Source organism: Duganella sp. AC237 (assembly GCF_979254035.1).
Genome location: NZ_CEEDEW010000003.1, coordinates 5397405 through 5413385 on the forward strand (window position 1 = coordinate 5397405; position 15981 = coordinate 5413385).

Annotated in this window: 14 protein-coding genes; 10 read left to right on the forward strand and 4 right to left on the reverse strand. The window is 63.3% G+C overall.

The window, feature by feature from the left end:
* Positions 1–336: 336 nt before the first annotated feature.
* On the forward strand, positions 337–1587 hold the full coding sequence (locus tag AC0IYS_RS23945) for an IS256 family transposase (RefSeq protein ID WP_471708806.1): 1251 nt from the start codon (positions 337–339) through the stop codon (positions 1585–1587).
* 128 nt (positions 1588–1715) lie between these two features.
* On the opposite strand, the gene AC0IYS_RS23950 is transcribed toward AC0IYS_RS23945, so the two are convergent.
* Positions 1716–1934 carry a DUF7661 family protein gene (locus AC0IYS_RS23950; RefSeq protein WP_463449396.1) on the reverse strand — a complete coding sequence of 73 codons (219 nt, stop codon included), beginning with the start codon at positions 1932–1934 and terminating at the stop codon, positions 1716–1718.
* 73 nt (positions 1935–2007) lie between these two features.
* Here AC0IYS_RS23950 and AC0IYS_RS23955 point away from each other — a divergent pair, with 73 nt between their 5' ends.
* A complete protein-coding gene (locus AC0IYS_RS23955; protein WP_471707522.1) occupies positions 2008–2520 on the forward strand; it encodes a hypothetical protein in 513 nt (170 codons plus the stop codon).
* Positions 2521–2532: 12 nt separating this feature from the next.
* Here the strand turns inward: AC0IYS_RS23955 and AC0IYS_RS23960 are convergent, their stop codons facing one another.
* Positions 2533–3312, reverse strand: coding sequence for an NAD(P)H-dependent oxidoreductase (locus AC0IYS_RS23960; RefSeq protein WP_471707523.1), 780 nt, complete (start codon positions 3310–3312; stop codon positions 2533–2535).
* Between the two features lie 97 nt (positions 3313–3409).
* On the opposite strand from AC0IYS_RS23960, the gene AC0IYS_RS23965 reads away from it, so the two are divergent.
* Entirely contained in the window at positions 3410–4303 is an 894-nt protein-coding gene (locus AC0IYS_RS23965; protein WP_471707524.1) for a LysR family transcriptional regulator, read from the forward strand.
* A 477-nt stretch (positions 4304–4780) separates the two neighbouring features.
* On the opposite strand, the gene eda is transcribed toward AC0IYS_RS23965, so the two are convergent.
* Together eda and edd are read right to left on the reverse strand one after the other, a co-directional pair.
* A complete protein-coding gene (gene eda, locus AC0IYS_RS23970; protein ID WP_090315029.1) occupies positions 4781–5404 on the reverse strand; it encodes a bifunctional 4-hydroxy-2-oxoglutarate aldolase/2-dehydro-3-deoxy-phosphogluconate aldolase in 624 nt (207 codons plus the stop codon).
* A gap of 3 nt (positions 5405–5407) precedes the next feature.
* Entirely contained in the window at positions 5408–7330 is a 1923-nt protein-coding gene (edd, locus tag AC0IYS_RS23975) for a phosphogluconate dehydratase (protein ID WP_471707525.1), read from the reverse strand.
* Between the two features lie 261 nt (positions 7331–7591).
* Here edd and pgi point away from each other — a divergent pair, with 261 nt between their 5' ends.
* The 7 genes from pgi to tal all read left to right on the forward strand — a co-directional run bounded on the left by pgi (position 7592) and on the right by tal (position 15751).
* Positions 7592–9241, forward strand: a complete 1650-nt coding sequence (gene pgi, locus AC0IYS_RS23980; protein ID WP_471707526.1) for a glucose-6-phosphate isomerase — start codon at positions 7592–7594, stop codon at positions 9239–9241.
* Positions 9242–9254: 13 nt separating this feature from the next.
* Positions 9255–10151, forward strand: coding sequence for an SMP-30/gluconolactonase/LRE family protein (locus AC0IYS_RS23985; protein WP_471707527.1), 897 nt, complete (start codon positions 9255–9257; stop codon positions 10149–10151).
* Between the two features lie 180 nt (positions 10152–10331).
* On the forward strand, positions 10332–11804 hold the full coding sequence (zwf, locus tag AC0IYS_RS23990; protein ID WP_471707528.1) for a glucose-6-phosphate dehydrogenase: 1473 nt from the start codon (positions 10332–10334) through the stop codon (positions 11802–11804).
* A 16-nt stretch (positions 11805–11820) separates the two neighbouring features.
* On the forward strand, positions 11821–12675 hold the full coding sequence (locus tag AC0IYS_RS23995; RefSeq protein WP_471707529.1) for an SIS domain-containing protein: 855 nt from the start codon (positions 11821–11823) through the stop codon (positions 12673–12675).
* Positions 12676–12853: 178 nt separating this feature from the next.
* Positions 12854–14308 (forward strand): ATPase domain-containing protein, encoded by a 1455-nt coding sequence (locus tag AC0IYS_RS24000; RefSeq protein ID WP_471707530.1) that lies wholly within the window; start codon positions 12854–12856, stop codon positions 14306–14308.
* A gap of 9 nt (positions 14309–14317) precedes the next feature.
* Positions 14318–14722 carry a response regulator gene (locus AC0IYS_RS24005; protein WP_471707531.1) on the forward strand — a complete coding sequence of 135 codons (405 nt, stop codon included), beginning with the start codon at positions 14318–14320 and terminating at the stop codon, positions 14720–14722.
* A gap of 93 nt (positions 14723–14815) precedes the next feature.
* Complete coding sequence (gene tal, locus AC0IYS_RS24010; protein ID WP_471707532.1) at positions 14816–15751, forward strand: transaldolase; 936 nt, start codon at positions 14816–14818, stop codon at positions 15749–15751.
* Positions 15752–15981 lie beyond the last annotated feature (230 nt).

The window sequence follows — 15981 nt, forward strand, 5'->3', positions numbered from 1 at the left end:
TAGGATAAGCTCAATGCTCGCTTAGTCGATTGTGGTGCCGCAATAATGTGGCGGCGCTACTCGGCGCTACTGGGGATCAAGCTCGCCAGCGTCGTGCCGCTGAGCAGCTTCGATATCGAATCAATGGAGACGGTGGACGGCAAGGAGTCGGAGGAATTGATAGGGTTTACAATGCCGCCGACTGGATTAAGATGCATCTTGGACCAATGAAAACCGCTCGATGAAGAGGAAAAAGATGTCCTCCGAAAAAGATAATTTTGAACGGAGCCTGTAAGAATTTCTGTGTGAACCGGGGTCATGAAATAATACCGAAAGGGATGTTCCATGACCGACACGATGACCACGAAGAAACCTCGCAAAAAGAAAGAGCCATATCCATTCCCAGTTGAGCTGATCGACCAACTGCTGGCCCAGGTTCAGGACAAGAACGCCGAGTCGATCCTCGGTGAGACTGGCTTAGCTGGCCAGCTCAAGAAGATGCTGGCGGAGCGAATGCTGGCGGCCGAATTGACGCATCACTTGGCCAACGAGGACGCGACCAGCAAGAATCATAGAAACGGCACCACGCCCAAGAAGGTGCTGGCACCGGGCGGAGAGCTGCACCTCGACATTCCACGTGACCGGCTGTCCAGCTTTGAGCCGCAATTGGTGGCCAAAGGCCAGCGGCGCATGCCGGGCTTCGATGATCATGTGATCAGCATGTATGCGCGCGGCATGAGCGTGCGCGAGATCCAGGGACATCTGCTGGAGTTGTACGGCACCGAGGTGTCGCCGATGCTGATCTCGACCATCACGGACGAGGTCATTGAGGAAGTGACCCAGTGGCAGCAGCGTCCGTTGGAGCCGATGTATCCCATCGTCTACTTCGACGCGCTGCGCTTGAAAATCCGCGACGAAGGCACAGTCAAGAATAAGGCGGTCTACCTGGCGTTGGGCATACGCGCTGACGGCCGCAAGGAAGTGCTGGGGCTGTGGATCGAGCAGACCGAGGGCGCCAAGTTCTGGTTGAAGGTGTTTAACGAGCTCAAGAACCGTGGGCTGGACGATATCCTGATCGCCGTCGTTGACGGCCTGCGCGGCTTCCCTGAGGCCATAGAGGCCGTCTATCCTCAGGCACAAATCCAGACCTGCATCGTGCACCTGATCCGCAACTCGACCACGTTGGCGTCGTGGAAGGACCGCAAAGAACTGGCGGCGGCTCTGAAGCCGGTCTACCAAGCCGCCAATGCCGACTTGGCTGCAGCGGCGCTGGACGAGTTTGAGGCGGGGCCGTGGGGGATGAAATTCCCGACCGTCGCAGCCATGTGGCGGCGCCAGTGGCAGCAGGTGATTCCGTTCTTTGCCTACCCGCCGGAGGTGCGCACCATTATCTATACCACCAACGCCATCGAGAGCCTGCATATGCGTCTGAGGAAGATCGTCAAGAACCGTGGGCACTTCCCCAGCGACGAGGCAGCGACCAAACTGCTGTTCCTGGCCTTGCGCAATATCGAAAAAGATTGGAAGATGCCGCAGCGGACTTGGAAGCTGGCGGCCAATCAGTTTGCCATCATGTTTGGCGAACGCTTCACGAACGCGATTAACTAAAACCCGGCCCCGCACACACAGAATTTCTTACACGTCCTTTGAACGCGACTTGCTTGAATCGGTAAAACAAATGCGCACTGGAGCGTTCGCGCGAGTCACCGTCGTCGATACTGGGCAGAACGGCGATCTCAGCCTATCTGCGTTACAGAATGATTTCGCGGCGTCGCATCCTCGTGAAACAGATCGAACAGGTATTCGCACAACTCCTCGTCGGCGACGTCGTCGGGAACGATGAAGTCCGCCGGGCGACGCTTGCCCTCCGCGCCAAGTTCGAACGTGCGCCGCTCACCGGCTTCGCCGCATATCGCGATCAACCGCCCGAATACATTGAAGCGAAACTCCTTCATTTGCGCCCTCCCCTTTTGATAGAGAAGTATATACTCGAGCGTCGCCCAGTATGATTCAAAGGATAGTATGAAGATGTTGACTCGCGTTGACGCGAACCTTGCAGAACAAATTAATAAGCAATTCCCCAACCTGAACGACATCTGGCAGCTCGGCGCCGATGGCGGCATGCAGCGCGTGGCCATCTCCGTGTTCGACCACTGGCTCGACGACGAATCGGAGTGGCACCTGATGGCCTGTTTCGAAGGCGAGGAGCGCGAGCGCAGGAACCAGAAAATGCTGGCCCACTGGGCGGCGCTGTACGACCTGACGCCGGTGTACACGTTGCGCTATCGCGGCCGCTGGCCCGCCAAGGCCAAAACCGTCATCAAACGCTACACCAACCGCGACGGCTTCCTGATCCAGTCGCGCTACGACAAACACCATCCGCCGTCCCAGTTCCTGATCATGCCGGAACTGGGCTGCATCTGCGCGGCCGGTTGGGACGACACCAACATCCTGTACTTCCACGATAAGGCGCAGGCAGCGCCGGTGCTGGAACTGGCCACCAAGGCCGGCCTGTTTGTCCTCGAGGGCGACGCGGCCTGACAGCGCGCGGCGTCACGCCTTCCGATGCGCGGCGAATCCGGTTAGGCCGGGAGCCACGTCCTCGCGCAAGGTTAATTGCGGGATGTCGTAATCGCCGCCATTCTGCGGACGGAAGGCGATTGGCGCGGTCGTCGCCAGCGTGTCGAGGCGCCGTCCCAGCTCCTGACGGATGGTATCGAAGCGCGTCTCGTCCACCTTGCTGGTGCGGTACACCACGAACGGCGGCAGCACCTCGAAGCCCGGGTAGTACAAAATGCCGTGCTGGATCGGGAAAAGGATGTCGTCGATCGGGCCGTTGATGCCGCGCGGGCTGTAGTGGGATTCCCAGCCGCCGGTGGTCACGACCAGCATCGCGCGCTTGCCCGCCAAGCTACCCTCGCCATAGCGGTCGCCCCAACGCAGGTCCGAATGCTCCCCCACGCCGTAGGCGAAACCATGGGCGTAGACCCGCTCGACCCAGCCCTTTAAAATCGCCGGCATCGAGAACCACCACATTGGAAACTGCAGGATCACGGTATCGGCCCACATCAATTTTTGCTGTTCGAGGGCGATGTCCGCGCTTTGCCGACCGCTGTCGAAGGCGCGCTTGGAATCGAGCGCGGCGTCGAAGCGTTCGGTCGCCGCGCCATCCAGGCTGTCGTTGGCGTCGAGCGCGGGTTTCCACTGCATCGCATACAGATCCGACACCTGCACGGCATGGCCGGCCGCTTCGAGACGTTCGACCGTGAAGTTTTTGATTGAGCCGTTCAGGGACAACGGCTCGGGATGGGCGAAGACGATAAGGACGTTCATGACGGTGGCTCCTGATGGAAAGCACACAGCGTAGGCCCGCCTCAGGTATATTGGAAATGAATTCGCAACATAGCAGGTATCAACAGGAATAATTTCGATGGATAGTTTACGGCGGCTCGACCTCAATCTGCTGGTGACGCTCGACGTCCTGCTCTCGGAGCACAACGTCACCCGCGCGGCACGGCGGCTCAATTTTTCGCAGCCATCGATCAGCGTGCACCTGGCCAAACTGCGCGACATCTTCGGCGATCCGCTGCTGCTGCCCGGACCGCGCGGCATGAAGCCGACCGCCAGGGCGGAGGAGCTGCGCGAACCCTTGCGGCAGGCGCTGGAAGCGCTCGGGCGCGCGGTGTCACCCGCGCAGCCCTTCGAACCGTCAAAAGCAGATCAAACCTGGCGCGTAGCCGCGACCGACTACGGGGAATCGACAATCCTGCTGCCGGTACTTTCCGAGCTGCGCGCCCTGGCGCCGGGCACCCGGCTGGCGGTGCTGGAGATGAACCCGGCGCGCATCGCGCGACAAGCGGAGCAAGGAGAAATCGACCTCGCCTTCCACACCGTCGCAGGCTCGCCCCCGGGCATGCGACGCCGCACCTTGTTCGCCGAGCGCTATGTGCTGGCCGGCCGCGCCGATCATCCACGACTGAAGCGGAAACCGACCCTGAAACAATTTTGCGCTTTGGAACACGTGCTGGTATCGTCAGATGGCGGCGGCTTTCATGGCGTCACCGACACGGCGCTGGCGCAAGTCGGCCTGTCGCGCCGGGTGGCGCTGTCGGTGCCGCACTTCCTGTTCATGGTATCGGTACTGCAAAGCACGGACCTGGTGGCGATGCTGCCGGAACGGCTGGTGCGCGACAACGCGGCGCTCAAGATAGTCGAGCCGCCGGTCGACATCCCCGGCTACGAAATGGCGATGCTGTGGCACGAGCGTTCGCACCGCGACCCCGCCCACCAATGGCTGCGCGAGCATATCCAGAAATCGGTTTAAGGATGCAACTCCGGGGCTAGGTCTACCATTTCCACACAAACGCAACCGCACAACGGGGGTCAAGTCTGACATTCGGACACGGCCCCTACCGTGGAGTGTCCTTAAGCTTGAGCTCGTGTCCGAATGACAGACTTGACCCCGACGGTAGGCTGTTTTGTGATTAAAGCGCCAAGGCCAAAAAAACCGCCCGGCTTGCACCGGACGGCTTCGACGCCTTGGCGTCGTTTCAGCGGGGTCAGGTATTAACGCAAACCGCTGGCCGCCTTGGCCAGATCAGTGATGCACAACGGGGGTCAAGTCTGACATTCGGACACGGCCCCTACCGTGGAGTGTCCTTAAGCTTGAGCTCGTGTCCGAATGACAGACTTGACCCCGACGGTAGGCTGTTTTGTGATTAAAGCGCCAAGGCCAAAAAAAACCGCCCGGCTTGCACCGGACGGCTTCGACGCCTTGGCGTCGTTTCAGCGGGGTCAGGTATTAACGCAAACCGCTGGCCGCCTTGGCCAGGTCGGTGATGCGGCCCCAGTCGCCGGCGGCGATGGCGTCCTTCGGCGTCAACCACGAGCCGCCCACGCAGGCGACATTCTTCAGCGCCAGGAACTGCGACGCCGTCTCCTGCGAAATCCCGCCCGTCGGGCAGAACGTCACGTCCGGCAGCGGACCGTTGATCGCGTTGAGCATGCCGATGCCGCCGGCCGGCACCGCCGGGAACAGCTTCAGTTGACGGAAGCCCTGCTCGCGCGCGGCCATCACTTCCGACGGCGTCATCACGCCAGGCAGCAGCGGCAGGCCGCTGCTCTTGGCGGCGGCGATCAGCGCGGCCGTCAGGCCCGGCGAGACGCCGAACACCGCGCCGGCGTCACGCGCGGCGGCAAATTCTTCCGGCTGCGTCAACGTGCCGACACCGACGATGGCGCCTTCCACTTCCGACATGGCGCGGATCGCGCCCAGGCCGTGCTTGGTGCGCAAGGTCACTTCCAGCACGCGGATGCCGCCAGCCACCAGCGCGCGCGCCAACGGCACGGCGTGTTCAGGTTCGTCAATCGCGATCACCGGGATCACGGCCGAGGTACGCATAATATCCAGCAAAGTCATAGTCATGATTTACGCTTCTTTCTTCATCGAGAAATCTTCATCGGAACCCGGCACGGTATTACCGACCGGGTCTTTGTCATGCAGGCCGACGATCGTCGGAATCGGCGACGGCAGCGGGAACGTGGTCGCGCCCTTCTCCGCTTCGCACACGCTGTTGCGGAACATGGCGAACAACTCGCGGCCCATGCCAACGCCGTTCGGCGTCAGGTCGGCAGTGGCTTGTTCGCGCGCGGCCCAGACGCCCGGCTCCACCAGCGCCTCCAGGGTGCCGTTCTTGGCGCAGACGCGGATGATGTCGCCGTCGCGCACGCGGCCCAGCGGGCCACCGGCCAAAATCTCCGGCGAGACGTGGATCGCCGCCGGCACCTTGCCGGAAGCGCCCGACATGCGGCCGTCGGTCACCAGCGCCACATGGCGGCCGGCGTCCTGCAGGTTGGCCAGCGCCGGCGTCAGCGCGTGCAGTTCCGGCATGCCGTTGGCGCGCGGGCCCTGGAAGCGCAGCACCGCGACGAAGTCGCGATCGAGCTGGCCGGCCTTGTAGGCTTCCATGAAATCTTCCTGCGAATTGAACACCAGCGCCGGCGCTTCCACCGTCTGGTGTTCCGGCTTGACGGCCGACACCTTCATCACCGCGCGGCCCAGGTTACCCTTGACCAGCACCGTGCCGCCGTCCGGCGAGAACGGCGCGGTGATTTTGCGCAGCACCGCTTCGTCGCCCGATTCGGCCGGCGCGTCGCGCCAGACCACGCCCTGGCCGGCTTCGCCCAGGAACGGTTCGGTGCAATGCGCGCGCAGGCCCTTGCCCAGGATGGTGGTGACGTCGTCGTGCAGCAGGCCGCCGTTGAGCAGCTCGCGGATGACGAAGCCGGTGCCGCCGGCGGCGTGGAAGTGGTTCACGTCGGCGTTGCCGTTCGGGTAGATGCGCGTCAGCAGCGGCACCACTTTCGACAGCTCGTCGAAGTCATCCCAGTCGATGACGATACCGGCCGCCTTGGCGATGGCCACCAGGTGCAAGGTGTGGTTGGTCGAGCCGCCGGTGGTCAGCAGCGCGACGATGGCGTTGACGATGGACTTCTCGTCGACCACGTGGCCGACCGGCAGGTACTCGCTCGATTGCGCCGTGATGACGGCCGCGCGGCGGGCGGCGGCCTTGGTCAGTTCGTCGCGCAGCGGCGTGTTCGGCGTGATGAAGGCGGCGCCAGGCAGGTGCAGGCCCATGACTTCCATCAGCATCTGGTTGCTGTTGGCGGTGCCGTAGAAGGTACAGGTGCCGGCGCCGTGGTAGGACTGCGATTCGCCTTCGAGCAGCTCGGCGCGGCCGACTTTGCCCTGCGCGTACAGCTGGCGGATCTTGGCTTTCTCGGAGTTCGACAGGCCGGTCGTCATCGGGCCGGCCGGCACGAACACGGCCGGCAGGTGGCCGAAGTGCAGCGCGCCGATCAGCAGGCCCGGCACGATCTTGTCGCACACGCCCAGGTAGACGGCCGAGTCGAACATATTGTGCGACAACGCGATGGCGGTCGCCATGGCAATGGCGTCGCGCGAAAACAGCGACAGTTCCATGCCCGGCTGGCCCTGCGTGACGCCGTCGCACATGGCGGGCGTGCCGCCGGCGAATTGCGCCACCGCGCCCACTTCGCGCACGGCGTCCTTGATCAGCGCCGGGAAGCCTTCGAACGGCTGGTGCGCCGACAGCATGTCGTTGTAGGCCGAGACGATCGCCACCGATGGCTTTTTCAATTCCTTCAGCGACAGCTTGTCGTTGGCCGGGAAGGCGGCGAAGCCGTGCGCCAGGTTCGTGCACGCCAGGGTGCTGCGTTGCACGCCTTTCACGCGCGCCGCCTCCAGGTGCGCCAGATACGCGCCGCGCGAAGGTTTGCTACGCTCGATGATGCGAGCGGTGACAGTTTCCAAGACCGGATGCAACGCCATGATTGTTCCTTATGAATGAATTCCGTGAAATTTTACTACAAAATCTCAAAACCGACTGTTTTTTCTCGTGTTTAAGCACACACACGCTGGCAAACGCTGGCGACTGGCCGGCACCGGAAAAGCATCCTGGCATGCAGGAAAAACTACCTCCAGAGCGATAAAAATTCTATTCTTTCAACAGTGTCGTAGTGAATTTACCGGGTTTTCCTGTATTATTCAGGCCATCCCCTCCTACCCATCAGACGAAGACGCCCGACTATTATGCGCCAGCCCGCCCTGACCTCCCTCGCCAGCTTCAAAGCCCTCGAATCGCACGCCACCGACGCCAAACACTGGCAATTGCGCCAACTGTTCGCGCACGACGCCAAGCGATTCCCGACCTTGACGGTCGACGCGGCCGGCCTGTTTCTCGACTATTCCAAGAACCGCCTGACCAGCACCACCATCGATTTATTGCTGGACCTGGCACGCGAGCGGAGCGTCGAAGCGAAACGCGACGCCATGTTCAATGGCGAGAAGATCAATATTACAGAACATCGCGCCGTGCTGCATACCGCATTGAGATTGCCGCGCGGGAAGAGTTTAACGGTCGACGGCCAGGATATTGGCGCCGACGTCCACGCCGTGCTTGACCACGTCAAGGAATTCACCGACCAGGTCCGCTCCGGCGCCTGGCTCGGCCACACCGGCAAGCCGATCACCGACGTCGTCAACATCGGCATCGGCGGCTCGGACCTGGGCCCGAAAATGGCCGTGCTGGCGCTGCGCTCTTACGCCCATCCGCGCCTGAAGATGCACTTCGTCTCCAACGTCGACGGCCACGACATGGACGCCGCGCTGGCCCTGGTCGACCCCGAGACCACCTTGTTCATCATCGCCTCCAAGACCTTCGTCACGGCCGAGACCATGCTCAATGCCGGCACCGCCCGCACCTGGTTCCTCAAAACGGCCAAGGAGGAGGACCTGGCGCGCCACTTCGTCGCCGTCTCCACCAATACCGAGGCGGTCAAGGCCTTCGGCATCGACCCTGCCAACATGTTCCCGTTCTGGGACTGGGTCGGCGGCCGTTATTCGGTCTGGTCGGCGATCGGCCTGGCCGTCGCGCTGGCGGTCGGCTACGGTTACTTCAGCGACTTCCTGGCCGGCGCCCACGCCATGGATGAGCACTTCCGCACCGCCCCGCTGGCGCAAAACATGCCCGTGCTGCTGGCCATGGTCGGCTTCTGGAACCGCCAGTTCCTCGGCGCCGGCTCGCTGTCGATCGCGCCCTACCACCAGGATCTGAACCGCTTCCCGGCCTACCTGCAGCAGCTCGACATGGAAAGCAACGGCAAGCGCGTCACCCGCGACGGCGCCGAAGTCGATACGCCGACCTGCCCGGTGGTTTGGGGCGAGTGCGGCACCAACGCGCAGCACGCCTACTTCCAGCTGCTGCACCAGGGCACCGACGTCACGCCCATCGACTTCATCGCCACCTTGCGCGCCACGCACGACCTGCCGGGCCACCACGACTCGCTGCTGGCCAACTGCTTCGCCCAGTCGGAAGCGTTCATGACCGGCAAAACCGCCGACGAAGTACGCGCCGACCTGACCGCGCAAAAACTGGGCGCCGAGGAAATCGAAGCGCTGGTGCCGCACAAGACCTTCCCCGGCAACCGCCCGTCCAACACCATCCTGATGGACCAGCTGACGCCAACCACCCTGGGCGCGCTGATCGCGCTGTACGAACATAAAACCTTCGTCCAGGGCGTGCTGTGGGACGTCAACAGCTTCGACCAGTGGGGTGTGGAGCTGGGCAAAGTGCTGGCCAAGAACATCCACGCCGAACTGACGGGCGAAGTCCAGCCGGACCGCCACGACAGCTCGACCAATGGCCTGATCGTCATGGCCAAAGCCGCCCAGCACATTTAATCCAGGGATGACCATGAGCGCACCGCACATCGAAGTGGCTTACGACGCCGTCATGCAAACCGGCGAATGCCCGCTGTGGCACGAGGGGGAACAGGCGCTGTACTGGGTCGACATCCCCGACTTCACCGTGCACCGGCTCGACCCGGCCAGCGGCGGGCACCGCGCGTGGCGGCTCTCGAGCGAGCCGGCCAGCCTGGCGGTCAGCGACAACGGCGGTTTGATCGTCGCCATGCGCAGCGGCTTTTATCACCTCGATACCGGCAGCGACGAGGTGCGCATCACCGAGATCGCGCCGGCGCCGTATGACACCTCGCTGGCCCGCTTCAACGACGGCCGGGTCGATCCGGCCGGGCGCTTCTGGGTCGGCACCATCTACGAGCCGCGCGACCGTCCGGCCGCCGAGATGTTCGTGCTGGAGCAAGGCGAGATCCGCAAGGCCTGGTCGGGCGGCATGACCAACTCGAACGGCCTCGCTTTCAGCCTCGATGGCAAAGCCATGTACCACGCCGACACCACGGCGCACCTGGTGCGGCGCTTCGACTTCGACGTCGACGCCGGCACGGTGGAGAACCAGCGGCCGCTGATGCAGTTCTCGGCCGACAAGGCCAATAATTACGGCGGCCGGCCCGACGGCGCAGCGGTCGATAGCGACGGCAACTACTGGTGCGCGCTGTTCGAAGGCGGCCGGCTGGTCAAGCTGTCGCCGGACGGCGAACTGCTCGACGACATCAAGCTGCCGCTGCGCTGCCCGACGATGCTGGCCTTCGGCGGCGCCGATTTGCGCACCTTATATGTCACCAGCGCCGGCGAACGCCCGGCCGCCGAGCTGGCGCAGTACCCGCTCAGCGGCAAGCTGCTGGCAATCAAGGTCGACGTCGCCGGCCGCGTGAATCCACTATATCGTAACTAATCGCCATTTAAAGCGACCGAAAACGGCAGCAAAATGTAGTAAAATTACTTGCATTTCACTGCTTGCCGTAGTAAATTTACACAACGAAAAATCGCCTCCGGGTATAGTGTCAAACCGGTGGCGCCGCTGTGCAGCGACTTCCCTTTCAGGCACTACTTACTCTTGCGACGACTCTCTATTATGGCTCTTACCGATTTTGATCTGGTTCTGTTCGGCGGCAGCGGCGATCTGGCGATGCGCAAATTGCTGCCGGCGATGTACGCCCGCGATGTGGCCAACGACCTGCCCCCGACCGCGCGCATCATCTGCGTCGGCCGCGCGGACGCCAGCCAGGAAGACTTCCTGCACACGGTCGAAACCACCTCCAAGCCCCACGTCAAGTCGCCGGCCATCACCCCGGCCGCCTGGAGCCGCTTCACCGCGCGCATCGTCTACGTGTCGCTCAACGCCACCGACAGCGCCAGCTACAAGAACCTGGTCGAGGCGCTGCGCAAGGACGACGCCATCACCCGCGTCTACTACCTGGCCACGCCGCCGGCGATCTTCTCGCAGATCTGCGACAACCTCAAAGAGAACGGCCTGGTCACCAAGAACTCGCGCGTGGTGCTGGAAAAGCCGCTCGGGCGCGACCTCGCCTCGGCCAAGCAGATCAACGCCGAAGTCGGCAAAGTGTTCGAGGAATCGCAGATCTACCGGATCGACCACTACCTGGGCAAGGAAACCGTGCAGAACCTGCTGGCCCTGCGCTTCGGCAACATCCTGTTCGAGCCGCTGTGGCGCCGCGAATGGATCTCCGACGTCCAGATCACCATCGCCGAAAAGCTCGGCGTCGGCAACCGCATGGGCTACTACGACACCTCCGGCGCGCTGCGCGACATGCTGCAAAACCACCTGCTGCAACTGTTGTGCATCGTCGCCATGGAGCCGCCGACCTCGATCGCCCCTGACGCCGTGCGCGACGCCAAGCTGCAAGTGCTGCGCTCGCTTAAAAAATTCACGCCGACCACCTTGGCGCAAAATATCGTGCGCGGCCAGTACCGCGCCGGCCACGTCGACGGCAAGGCCGTGCCGAGCTACCGCGACGAGCCGGACGCGCCGGAACACTCGCGCACCGAGACTTTTGTTGCCATGAAGGCGGAGATCGACACCTGGCGCTGGGCCGGCGTGCCGTTCTACCTGCGCACCGGCAAGCGCATGGCCGACGGCCTGGCCGAGATCGTCGTGCGCTTCAAGCAGATCCCGCACTCGATCTTCGCCCAGCCGACCAACAGCTTCCAGCCGAACTCCCTGGTGATCCGCCTGCAGCCCGACGAGGGCCTGCGCATGAATCTGATGGCCAAGACGCCCGGCGACGGCATGCGCCTGAAGCAAGCCGAGCTGGAACTGGACTTCCGCGAATCGTTCAAGTCGCCCCGCATGGACGCCTACGAGCGCCTGCTGCTGGACGTGCTGCGCGGCCAGCTGACGCTGTTCATGCGCGGCGACGAGCTGGAAGCGGCGTGGGAATGGGTCGAGCCGATCCTCAACAACTGGGAATCCGACGACAGCTACCCGATCCCGTACGCCTCCGGCACCTGGGGTCCGGCCGCCGCCTCCGCGCTGATCGGCCGCGACGGCCTGCAGTGGCGCGAAGAAGCGCTGCCGGAAGACTGACAGCCCGACCGCTCCGATGCTGCTCGACTCCATCCGCACCCAGCTCGACTCGCTCTCCAAATCGGAGCGCAAAGTCGCGCTGGCGGTGCTTGACCACCCCGGCCAGACGGTTAGCCAGAACATCACCGCGCTCGCCAAGAGCGCGCAAGTGTCCGAGCCGACCGTGGTGCGCTTTTGCCGCACCCTGGGGTACGACGGCTGGCACGAGTTCAAGCTGAAGCTGGCGCAGGGGCTGGCGCTGGCCCTGCCGGGCCTCAACGAGCAACCGACCCAGGACGACCTCGCGGCCGACCTGGTCAACAAGATTTGCAGCCGCTCGATCAACACCCTGCTCGACCTGCGCAACAACCTCGACCCGGACGCCATCCAGAAGGCGCTCGACATCCTGGCCAAGGCCAACAAGATCGAATTCTACGGCCAGGGCACGTCCGGCATCGTCGCCGCCGACGCCCAGCACAAGTTTTTCCGCTCCGGCGTGCCGACGGTGGCCTACGCCGACCCGCACATCCACAGCATCGCCGCCGCCCTGCTGCGCACCGGCGACGCCGTGGTCGCCATTTCCCAGCGCGGCAACAGCCCGTCGCTGGTGCGTTCGATCAAGCTGGCCCGCCGTGGCGGCGCCGAGGTCATCGTGCTGGCGCCGTCGGGCACGCCGCTGGCCGACCTGGCCACGGTGCTCATCCCGATCGACCTGATCTTCAACATCGACCCCTACACGCCGATCTCGGCGCGCCTGGCCTACCTGGTCGTCATCGACGTGCTGGCCGTCGGCCTGGCGCTGCAGCGCGGCCCGGAATTCCGCAAGAAAATGCAGAACGCCCAAAAGGCGCTGCAAGAGTTCGACTTGCAATTCGACTCCTTCATCGGCTAAGCTCTCGGCTTACAAAAAAACCACTACCTGCTCCCGTGGGTGTGCTGGCGTACGTGGGCTTCGCGCGAGGCCTCCTATAATTCTTGCTGTGCTACAGTGTGTCTGTTTTTACGCAGACGCAATATTGCTTTTTTGCACACGCAGTACGTTCGTGGCCGACGAGCCCCCGAGAGTGGACATGACTACCTTTACCTCCCATACCGCCCAACCCGCAGTGCGCATGCCGCTGCTGCAGACGGGCGTGTCCGGTTTCGACCAGATCCTCGGCGGCGGCTTTCCGGCCCACAGCCTGTATCTGATCCAGGGGCTAGCCGGCAGCGGCAAGACCACTCTGGCCTGCCAGATCGGCTTCCAGCACGCCCACCAGGGCAAAAAGGTGCTGATCCTGACCTTGATCGCCGAAACCCACGGCAAGATGCTCAACCACCTGAGCAGCTTTTCCTTCTTTGACGAAAAGCTGGTCGGCGAGCGCATCATCTTCCTCGGCGCCTACAACGAACTGCTCAAAGGCGGTTTGCGCGAGCTGCTCAAATCGATCGCCGCCACGCTGGCCGACCAGCGCCCCGACATCATGATCATCGACGGCTTCCGCACCGTGCGCGAGGCCAAGCCGTCGGACGTGGCGCTGTCGGAGTTCATGCTCTCGCTCAATTCGCTGGTGGCGACCATGCAGTGCACCACCTTCCTGCTCTCGCCCACAGAGGGCAACGTGGCCGATTCGGAAAACACCCTGGTCGACGGCTTGATCGAACTGAGCCAGTATGAGCAGGGCTTGCAGCTGATCCGCGAAATCAAGGTGTTTAAGTTGCGCGGCAGCAAGCACCTGCTGGGCCGCCACGTGTTCGAGGTCGGCGTCGACGGCGTCGCCATCTACCCGCGCCTGGAGGCCGTCAGCACCGTCTCCGGCGCCACCCCGGCCGTGTCGCGCCAGCGCCTCGGCTTCGGCATCGCCGGCTGGGACAAGCTGACCAACGGCGGCGTGGCGCGCGGCTCGACCACGGCGCTGCTGGGCAACCCCGGCGTCGGCAAGACCCTGATGGGCCTGCATTTCATCTACGAGGGCCTGCAACGCGGGGAAAATTGCCTGATCGCCGGCTTTTACGAGTCGCCGCTGCGGCTGCTGGAAAAGTCGGCCAGCGTCGGCATGGACATGACACCCTACTATAAAAGCGGGGCGCTGGAGATCATCTGGCACCCGCCGCTCGAGGTGCTGGTCGACGCCATGGCCCAGGACATGCTGCGCAATGTCGAGCGGCGCGGCGTCACGCGCCTGCTGATGGACGGCCTCGACGGCCTGCGCGAGATCGTCATCCACGAGGGCCGCTCGCGCTCCTTCCTGGCCGCGCTGGTCAACGAGCTGCGCTGCCGCAACGTCACCAGCTTCTTCACGCAAGAGCTGCCGTACTTCGGCAACGGGCCGGCGCACAGCGAAGTGTCGGCCTCGATGTTGTTCGAAAACATCATCCTGTTGCGTTATGTCGACGTGCGCGGCATTAACCGCCGCCAGATCGGCGTGCTCAAGCTGCGCGAGAACAGCTACGACGCGGCCAACCACATCCTGCTCATCACCGACGAAGGCATGACGATCGAGGGCGCCGTGTTCGGCCCCGTCGTGCCGCCGCAGACGCTATAGCGAGATGACATGAGCGACTCCCCGGCAATCATGGACGCCAACCCGGATGGAAAAATCATCCTGGTGGTCGACGACGAGTTCGACGTCTTGTCGGCGTACACGATGCTGTTCGAATACCGCGGCTACCGCGTGCGCACCGCAGGCAACGGCGCCGAGGCGCTGGAGCTGGCCGCGCGCGAACGCCCGGACATCGTCGTCTCCGACTACATGATGCCGGTGATGGACGGCGCCCAACTGTGCCTGCAATGGCGCGCCGACCCCGCGTTGGCCGCCATCCCCTTCATCCTGGCCAGCGCCGGCATCCCGCGCAAGGACGAAGTGGTCCCCTACGACACCTTCTTCCGCAAGCCGATCCGCTTCGAAGTGCTGCTTGACGAAATCGCCCGCCTGATCGCCGCCCGCGCGGCGTCTTGATATAACCACTATCGCGCACGCTTGCTTTCTCTCGGGCGCTGCCTTGAGTACAATAAGACAACGCAATCCCCTTACCTCTGATTGGCAGCGCACATGAACCAACTCGAACAGCTCAAGCAATTCACCACCGTGGTCGCCGACACCGGCGATTTCCAGTCGATCCAGGCCTACACCCCGCGCGACGCCACCACCAACCCGTCGCTGATCCTCAAGGCGGTGCAAAAGGACGAATACAAGCCGCTGCTGGAAAAAGCCGTGCGCGACAACCTCGACCGCTCGATCCCGGACACCATCGACCACCTGCTGGTGGCCTTCGGCAAGCAGATCCTGCGCATCATTCCGGGCCGCGTGTCGACCGAGATCGACGCCCGCCTGTCGTTCGACGTCGACGGCTCGGTGGCCAAGGGCCGCGACCTGATCAAGCTGTACGAGGCGGCCGGCATCGAGCGCGAACGCGTGCTCATCAAGATGGCCGCCACCTGGGAGGGCATCCGCGCCGCCGAGATCCTGGAAAAGGAAGGCATCCGCTGCAACATGACGTTGCTGTTCTCGCTGGGCCAGGCGATCGCCTGCGCCGACGCCGGCGCCCAGCTGATCTCGCCGTTCGTCGGCCGCATCTACGACTGGTACAAGAAATCCACCGGCCTCGACTACACCGGCGCCGAAGACCCGGGCGTGCAGTCGGTCAAGCGCATCTATAACTACTACCGCAAGTTCGGCTACAAGACCGAGGTCATGGGCGCGAGCTTCCGCAACACCGGCCAGATCCTGGAACTGGCCGGCTGCGACCTGCTGACCATCAGCCCGGAGCTGCTGCAAAAGCTGGCCGACACCGACGCCCCGGTCGAGCGCAAGCTCAGCGCCGACAAAGTGCCGGCCTCGGGCATCATCAAACTGACGCAGGACGAGAAGACCTTCCGCTTCCAGCTCAACGAGGACCAGATGGCGTCCGAGAAGCTGGCCGAAGGCATCCGCGCCTTCTGCGCCGATTCGGGCAAGCTGAAACAAATCATCTCCGGCATGCGCTGACCCCGGCGTGACGGCCGGGTCGCACCGGAAGGGGCGGGAGCACGGCGGCGGCCGTCCTCCCGCCCTTTGTCTTTCAGGGCACGTCCCGGAAACCGTTGGTTAACATCCGGCTACCGGCGCACGGCCATCTTGCACCAAAATGCGGCAATTTCGCGCAACTTGAGACAAATTGATAATTACAAAACGTTACATAACTGACTGTATTACAATGTTGCAGCGTCGGCCGGCAA